Source organism: Bacteroides sp. CAG:633, assembly GCF_000435115.1.
GTDB lineage: Bacteria > Bacteroidota > Bacteroidia > Bacteroidales > Bacteroidaceae > Bacteroides > Bacteroides ndongoniae.
Window position 1 is genome coordinate 1 of record NZ_FR883122.1, and the last position, 6,404, is coordinate 6,404.

Genomic DNA, 6,404 nt, shown 5'->3' on the forward strand with positions numbered 1-6,404 from the left:
GCGAGCCACTACCTTCAGGCCGTTGCCCGAGATGCTGCGGAAGGCGGCCACCACCCAGGGCAAGGTGCTGACGCGGCGTACGATTTCGTCCGTACGTCCGTCGGTATGATCCAGGTCGATGCACAGCAGTCCGCTGTAGCTCGTCAGGTTGCGCACGGCGTGTCCGCCCCGGCAGGTGCCTGCCGTTACCACACAGGGGGTGCGCCCCTTCAGTGCCTGCGCTTCGGCCTTGCGGTCCGGCTGCGCGGCCAGTCGGCGGTAGTTCAGTGTGTGCGCCTTGAAGTCGTCGCCGCGTATGCGCCCGATGAAGCAGGCAAAGGGAATGTCGCGGGGCTTTTTGCTCCTGACGTCCGGAAATTCGGAAATCAGGAACGGTTCGTGTTTTGCAGTTGATGTTTCCATAGCAACTATCATGTTTTATAGTCCGGCCGCCAGCACCATTGCTGCGGCCACTGCAAAACAAAGCAAAATATTCGAAACCGTTTCCCGATTTCGGAGTACTTATTCCCGTAAGTGTCTGAAAGCCAGACGGGCGTAGGGAGCATAGTACTCAGAATGCAGTTTTATGTTTTTTTAGGAGAAAGACACCGCAACTTTCCGTGAATTTCCGTGTAATGCCGAAAGGAAAGCAGCTTCTTCATTTGACCTCCCGCTTGACTCTAACGACCAAACAACAATTCATAATCTCTGCGGGAAGCAGGCACCGTCCACTCTTCGGGAATGAATTTCCACTGTCCCAAAGCCTGAGGATCTATCACTCCCTTCTGTTCGATATACTGCATCAGATAAAAACGCAAATCCTTATCGGTAGAATACAGGATACGCTCCTTCAGCTTGTCTTGAGGAATGCCTGCTCCCTTGGTCAGCAACTCTCCTCCCCCATTTCCCCGGTAAGAATTCAATGCGACCTTATACCGCTTGCCCATGTCAAAAGGAGAACCGTCGGCCATGCTGATAATGTTCACCTTCTCTCCCACAGGTTTTGTTACATCTACCGTATAGACAATGCCTGCTGCCGAATCGAAATTGTAACTGAAGTTACGGAACATGGCCCGATCTTCGGCTCCCTCACGAGGTTCTTCACGCAACAGCAGCAAATGGTCATCAGGCGATTTCATCTGCGCTGTCCACAACCCATACGACATTTCAAGCATGTCGTGAATCTCTTTTCCCGAAAGCCACATGGTATAAAGCATATTCTCATATTTGTACAAATTGAACATATCGCTTACAAACACGTCGCCAGCCTTAATCTCGGTATCGTAGGACAAAGGAGCCACAAAGGAAATCTCGGCCTGCCCAATCTGCAACTGCAACGTGTGGATAAGATCGACAAAAGCGGAAGAGCCGAAATATGCCGGACGAGTAGAAATCGTCTTTGTAAACCGGCCTATCTTTTTGGAAACAAACTGCTGAATGGTATCATATTGCGATGCAAACTGCTTCATGAACGCAGCACTTGGCTCATACGCATCCATTGCTGAAAGCCTTCCGTCAATCTGCTTGCTCACCACCTTGCCATCCTGCATTTGCAGCGTTACGTCAATGTCCGATACAACGACTCCTTTATTGGCCGGATCTATCACCAGGACAGAATCACCTGCTACATTCTGTATTTTCTTGCACTCGCGTGCATGATCGTGCCCCATCAGCACAATATCAAACCCCGGAATATTGCGGGCGACTTCCACCGAAGCATTCTCTCTGTACTTACCGCTCATCAGAACCGCGTTCTGTCCGGCATGGAACATACCAATCAGCAAGTCCGGCTTCTCCTGTTCGCGAATCGTCTTCACCCACTTACGGGCAGTCTCTTCCATGTCGTCAAAACGCAGCCCTTGCCATAGGTTCTCTGACAGCCACGCAGGGACAGCAGGAGTAATCATGCCTAACACTACGATTTTCACGCCATCCCGTTCCAGCACCTCGTAAGGTTTAAAATGGGGCTTACCGGTCGATGCCTCTACGATGTTGGCTCCCAATACAGGGAAATGGCAATCGCGGGTCCAACGGTCGAAAACAGCCCGTCCGGTCTCTACATCGTGGTTTCCCATATTTCCGGCATCGTAGCCCATATAGTTCATCATGTCGGCTGTCACATGTACCGAAGCCGTATCCATATAATTATAGTAATAGGCCGTAGGCTGTCCCTGAAGAATGTCTCCATTATCCAACAGAATAAGATTATCACCATAGCTCTCACGCTCTTTCTGCACAAAACTATGTACTCTCGACAAGCTGCCCACAGCCTCCTTCTGGAGAATAAAATCGTAGGGATAATAATTGCCATGAATGTCGCTGGTCTGAACGATTTTCAATTTTACTTCTTCATGCTGGGCACTCAGTGTCCCCGACAGAAGGAACATACTCACAAAAATACATGCACGAATCTTCATAACATAAAGTTTTTAAAGTTCACAAATATAGAAGTTTTTTTCGTACTTTTGGCCGCTTTATATCATTTAACTCAACCTTCGCAAGCTCAAGTTGCAGTTGACGAGTAACAAGTAGACGAGTCGACAAGGCGTTTGCAGCAAGCCGTTTCAAGTGGCATTTCACCAAGCAGGGACGTTCCGGCCTGGCAGACTTGTTAACTGAATCCTTGTCAACGAAGAAGTTGAGCACTTGCGAAACTTGAAAGAAACATAAAAAAGTACACTATAATGACTCAGACCTTTCACCGGATGCTTTCGGCCACCCTCGGCATTCCGGAAAAACAAATCGAGAAAACGCTCTCTCTGCTCAGTGAAGGAGCGACCATTCCCTTTATCAGCCGCTACCGGAAAGAAGCTACCGGCGGTCTGAACGAAGTGCAAATAGAAGCCATACAGATTCAGTACGACAAACTGAACGAACTGGCCAAGAGAAAAGAAACAATCGTCCACGCCATAGAGGAACAGGGAAAGATGACTGCCGAACTGCAAAAGCGCCTTGACGAAACGTGGGACAGCGCAACCTTAGAGGACATCTACCTGCCCTACAAACCCAAACGGAAGACTCGCGCAGAAATTGCCCGCCAAAGAGGACTGGAACCGCTGGCCACCCTGCTGATGCTGCAACGCGAACCCAACCCGGAAAAAAGAGCCGAGGCTTACGTAAAAGGAGAAGTGAAGAACGTGGAAGAAGCCATGAAAGGTGCACGCGACATCATAGCCGAACAAGTGAACGAAAACGAACGGGCACGCAACTGTATCCGAAACGCTTTCGCCAGACAGGCCATACTGACCGCTAAAGTCGTCAAGGGAAAGGAAGAAGAGGCTGCCAAATTCAGAGACTACTTCGACTGCTCCGAACCACTGAAACGATGCAGTTCGCACCGGCTGCTGGCCATCCGCCGCGGCGAGGCGGAAGGTCTGCTGAAAGTCAGCCTGGGACCAGATGACGATGAATGCACCGAACGCCTGGAACGCCTGTTCGTCCGCAGCAACAACGCATGTGGGCAGCAAGTGGCACAGGCTGTGCAGGATGCTTACAAACGACTGCTGAAACCATCCATCGAAACCGAATTTGCCGCACTGAGCAAGGAGCGGGCCGACGACGAAGCCATACGGGTATTTGCCGAAAACCTGCGTCAACTGTTGCTGGCCTCTCCCCTCGGACAGAAAAGGGTCATGGGCATAGATCCCGGTTTCCGGACGGGATGCAAGGTTGTCTGTCTGGATGCACAGGGCAATCTGTTGCATAACGAGAACATCTACCCTCACCCACCCGTGAGCAAACCCAAAGAAGCGTTCGCCAAAGTACAGAAAATGCTTGAAACCTACAAGATAGAGGCCATTGCCATCGGCAATGGAACAGCCAGCCGCGAAACAGAAGAGTTTCTTAAGCAGCACACCTTCAGACAGGATATACAGATTTTTGTCGTCAGCGAACAGGGTGCTTCCATCTATTCGGCTTCGAAAATAGCCCGTGAAGAGTTCCCTGATTACGACGTAACTGTCCGAGGAGCCGTGTCCATTGCCCGACGCCTGATGGATCCCCTAGCCGAACTGGTAAAAATTGACCCGAAATCGATCGGTGTAGGCCAATACCAGCACGATGTAGACCAAAGCAAGCTGAAGAAATCGCTCGATCAGACTGTAGAGAGCTGTGTCAATCTGGTAGGAGTCAACCTGAATACCGCAAGCACCCACCTGCTTACCTACATTTCCGGATTAGGACCACAGCTGGCACAGAACATCGTCAACTATCGTGCAGAAAACGGTGCTTTCACTTCACGCAAGGAGCTGCTGAAAGTGCCCCGGATGGGAAACAAGGCTTTTGAACAGTGTGCCGGTTTCCTCCGGATTCCCCATGCGAAGAACCCGTTGGACAATACGGCCGTACACCCTGAAAGTTATTGCATCGTCGAGCAAATGGCCAAAGACCTGGGATGCAACGTAAGCGAACTGATAGCCAGCAAAGAACTGAGAAAAAACATCAAGCCTGAACGTTATCTCACCCCCACCGTCGGAATGCCTACCTTGCAGGACATTCTGCAGGAGTTGGAAAAGCCGGGACGCGACCCCAGAGGCCCGATTAAAGTATTCGAATTCGACAAAAACGTTCGGACCATAGACGACCTGCAAGTCGGCATGGAGCTGCCGGGCATCGTCAGCAACATAACCAACTTTGGAGCATTCGTCGACATCGGCATTAAGGAAAACGGACTGGTCCATCTATCCCAACTGGCCGACCGTTACATCTCCGACCCCAATGAAGTAGTCAGCATTCATCAGCACGTACGGGTGAAGATTCTTAATATCGACCTGGAGCGCAAACGAATACAGCTTACAATGAAAGGAGTCAATAGCGGGAACTAAAATAATGGAGAATTGATAATGGAGAATGGAGAATGACCTGCGGATGAACAGGAAATAATTCTCAATTATCCATTATCAATTCTCAATTTTCCATTCTCCATTCTCATAATGATGAAGGTTCCCGCAATCAGCAGCAGTGTACAAAGCAAAGAGCCCTCAAAGCCAAAGTCTCCTCCGTTCATCCATTCATTTGCCGACAGGCGAAGATTCAGCAGGCTTTCGCCAAAGCGGATGCCACTTACTTCATAGCCCAACACCGGCCCCTGCAACCAATTCCAGAACCAATGCACAGCAATCGGGAAACTCAGATTACGGGTGTATATATAAGAAGCTCCCAGCATCATCCCCGCCAACAAGATGTTGAGGAATGGCAAAACAGAAAAATCCGGATTGGCAAAATGGAACAACGAGAACAGCACGGACGAAAGAAACAGGGCCAGGAATTTATTCATCCCCGAATCGAGCATACGGCCAAGCACAAAGCCACGCAATGTCAGTTCCTCGAAAAAGGCAACAATAGCAAAAAAGACCAACGAAACAAGCAATGAATCAGGGCGGAACGACACCGAAACCACTTCCACACTGCCTGCCAACAAGCTGACGCCAAAGCCTATCGCATAAAGTGCAACGGCAAACAGCATTCCCCTGCACCAGTCCTTCGCATATCCCCTGAAATGCAATCCCAACGCCGAAAAAGGCAGACCACGCATACGCAACACAAGCCATGCGGAAAACAGCGAGGCCAACAATAGCAACAACTCGTCTATTACAGTCAACCACTGCTGCCCCGCCCCTCCTTCTTCAGCAAAGAAGACGGGAAACAAAAGCCCGAGAACAGAATAAGTCAACAAAAAGACAAACAAGAACAACAAAATATCAAACACCATTTTAGCAAACCGCTTCCAGGCGGCACCGGCCGATGGCACTCCACTCTTTTCACTGCAATTCATTTCGGTCATACCCTTCATAATAAAATAGGTTAATATCCGACAAAAGTAACAATAAAAAGAAAAAAGTTCACCTCAACTTAAACAATCTTTTCTATATTTGAAGCTATAAACTTTCGCAAGCTCAAGTTGCAGTTGACGAGCAACAAGTTAACGAGTTGACAAGGTGTTTGTAGCGAGCCGTTTCAAGCGACACTTTATCAAACAGGGCATTCCAGCTTTGTAGACTTGTTGACTGAAGCCTTGTCAACTAATAAGTTGAGCACTTGCGAAACTTAAAAATCACTTAAGACATGAAATTACAGAGCATACTTTCCATTGTTGTCGGATTAGGAATTACACTGACTGTTTCCGCGCAACAAAAAAAAACATATTATGTCCCTAAAGCAGGTACACTGACCGAACTGATCAAAGAAAATGAAGCCAATGAAATAACCTACCTGACGCTTCAGGGCAAATTGAACGCCATCGACTTCCGCTATCTGAGAGACGGATTCAGCAAACTGACGGTATTGGACATATCGAATGCCTCCATCAGCATGTATGCCGGCAAAAACGGCACTTCTCCCGACCGTTTCTACATCTATCCGGCCAATTGTATTCCTGCCTACGCTTTCTGCAAGCAGACCAACGATACCACTTTTGTCGGGAAAGA

Annotated in this window: 4 protein-coding genes and 1 pseudogene; 2 read left to right on the forward strand and 3 right to left on the reverse strand. The window is 49.1% G+C overall.

The genetic code is table 11. The features are described from left to right. Both QVP67_RS12230 and QVP67_RS12235 read right to left on the reverse strand, forming a co-directional pair. Positions 1 to 414, reverse strand: a 414-nt coding sequence (locus QVP67_RS12230; RefSeq protein WP_288180173.1) for a BT4734/BF3469 family protein, incomplete at its 3' end; no start/stop codon positions are given. Positions 415 to 659: 245 nt separating this feature from the next. After that, the gene (locus tag QVP67_RS12235; protein WP_022163851.1) at positions 660 to 2,396 is read right to left on the reverse strand and encodes a bifunctional metallophosphatase/5'-nucleotidase; all 1,737 of its coding nucleotides are present in this window, start codon (positions 2,394 to 2,396) and stop codon (positions 660 to 662) included. Between the two features lie 267 nt (positions 2,397 to 2,663). Between QVP67_RS12235 and QVP67_RS12240 the strand changes: the two genes are divergently transcribed. Then, complete coding sequence (locus tag QVP67_RS12240; RefSeq protein WP_022163852.1) at positions 2,664 to 4,802, forward strand: Tex family protein; 2,139 nt, start codon at positions 2,664 to 2,666, stop codon at positions 4,800 to 4,802. A 65-nt stretch (positions 4,803 to 4,867) separates the two neighbouring features. Here the strand turns inward: QVP67_RS12240 and QVP67_RS12245 are convergent, their stop codons facing one another. Then, a complete protein-coding gene (locus QVP67_RS12245) occupies positions 4,868 to 5,761 on the reverse strand; it encodes a CPBP family intramembrane glutamic endopeptidase (protein WP_369677356.1) in 894 nt (297 codons plus the stop codon). A 281-nt stretch (positions 5,762 to 6,042) separates the two neighbouring features. Here QVP67_RS12245 and QVP67_RS12250 point away from each other — a divergent pair. Then, positions 6,043 to 6,404 (forward strand): annotated as a pseudogene (locus QVP67_RS12250) (leucine-rich repeat domain-containing protein); the annotation flags it as partial.